This window comes from Protofrankia sp. CiP1_Cm_nod1, from assembly GCF_920888515.1.
Classification (GTDB): domain Bacteria; phylum Actinomycetota; class Actinomycetes; order Frankiales; family Frankiaceae; genus Protofrankia.
Genome location: NZ_CAKKTM010000254.1, coordinates 4,516 through 6,109, shown reverse-complemented (window position 1 = coordinate 6,109; position 1,594 = coordinate 4,516). Strand labels below are relative to the sequence as shown.

The window sequence follows — 1,594 nt, the reverse complement described above, 5'->3', positions numbered from 1 at the left end:
GCTCAGCGCCGCCGACGGTGTGCGGTGCGCGGCCGCGGCACGTACCCCGCCCCACGGGTCCAGCGGGGTCACCGGGGCGTCCGAGGACAGCGCGAGGACGACACCCGCGGTGGCCATCGCGGCGAACGGGTTCATCGCGCCCGCCCGGCCGGCGCCCAGCCGCTGGGCGTACATGCCGTCCCGGCCGCCCCAGCAGGCGTCGAAGGCCGGCTGCACGACGGCGGTCAGGCCGAGGCGGGCCATCCGCGCGATCTGGGCGGCGTCGGCCATCTCGCAGTGCTCGACGCGGTGCCGGCCGGCCAGGATCCGCGGCAGGCCGATCTTGTCGGCGGCCTGTTCGAAGCCGTCGAGGACGGTGTCGAGGGCGGCGTCCCCGATCGCGTGGAAGCCGGCCTGCAGACCGGCCTCGGCGGCCTGCACGACCGTCGCGGACACGGCGTCGACATCCAGGTGCAGCAGGCCCCGGTTGCCGGCGGCCTCACCGTCGGCCCCGGCACGGCGGCCGGTGCCCGCGCCGCCGGTGGGGGCGTCCGCGTAGGGGGTGCGCAGCGCGGCGGTGCGGGATCCCAGTGAGCCGTCGACGAACAGGTCGCCGCCGAGGCCGGCGCCGAGGGCGACGGCGGTGTCGATGTCCCCGGCCCAGTAGCCGTGGACGGCGGGGCCCGGTTCGGCGGCGGCGAGCGCGAGCAGGCCGGCGAGGTCGTCCGCGCTGGAGACCTCCGGCCCGGCCATCTCGTGCAGGGCGGCGATGCCGAGGGCTGCGGCCTGTGCCCGGGCCCGGCGCTGGGCGGACCGCCGCTGGCCGGCGGACACGCTGTCGTAGGCGGTGGTGCGGGCCGCGTGGTGGGCCTCGCCCCGGCACCGGCCGTCCCCGAGCCAGCCCGGCCGGCCGGGGGCGTCGCAGCGGGCCGCGAGCGTGGACGACACGACCGCGCTGTGGCCGTCGACGCGGGAGAGGTAGACGGCCGCGCCGCCGGCCGCCCGGTCGAGTTCGGCGGCCGTGGGCGCCCGGCCCTCGGGCCAGGCCGTCTCGTCCCAGTTGGTGCCGAGCACCACGTCGGTGGGCTGGCGCCGGACGTGCTCGGCCAGCTGGCCGAGGGCGTGGGCCAGGGACGGTGCCCCGGACAGGTCGAGCCCGTCGAGGGCGAGCCCGGTGGCGGTCACGTGCACGTGGGCGTCCACGAACGCGGGGGCGACCAGGGCGTCGTCGAGGTCCACGGTCTTCTCGGCGGCCAGTGCGCCGGCGGCCGCGTCCGAGCCGAGCCAGGCGATCCGGCCGTCCTCGACCAGCATCGCCGTCGCGAACGGGGACGCCGGGCTGTGGATCCGCCCGCCGCGGTAGAGGACGCGCCGGGCGCCGTGCGGCCCGGCTCTCCCCGGCCCGGCCGCTGCTTCCTGGGGGCCCGCCGCCCCGGCACGCGCTGCCCGGGTGCCCACCGGCTGTCCGTCCTGTCCGTTGTCGTTCGGCGGGCTGGCCGGGCCGGCCGCTTCTGGGTTCGACGACATGTCCGTCACACCTGAAAGTGTGCCCGCCCGCGACCGGGCCGGACGCCGTGGCTCACGACAGCCGGCCGTGTCGTCGGGAATCACGGCC

At 78.5% G+C, this 1,594-nt stretch carries 1 protein-coding gene; it reads right to left on the bottom strand.

Translation table 11 applies throughout. The annotated features are described in order from the left end of the window. Positions 1 to 1,506, bottom strand: a 1,506-nt coding sequence (locus NBX02_RS11625) for an amidohydrolase family protein (RefSeq protein ID WP_250291307.1), incomplete at its 3' end; no start/stop codon positions are given. Between the last annotated feature and the right edge of the window lie 88 nt (positions 1,507 to 1,594).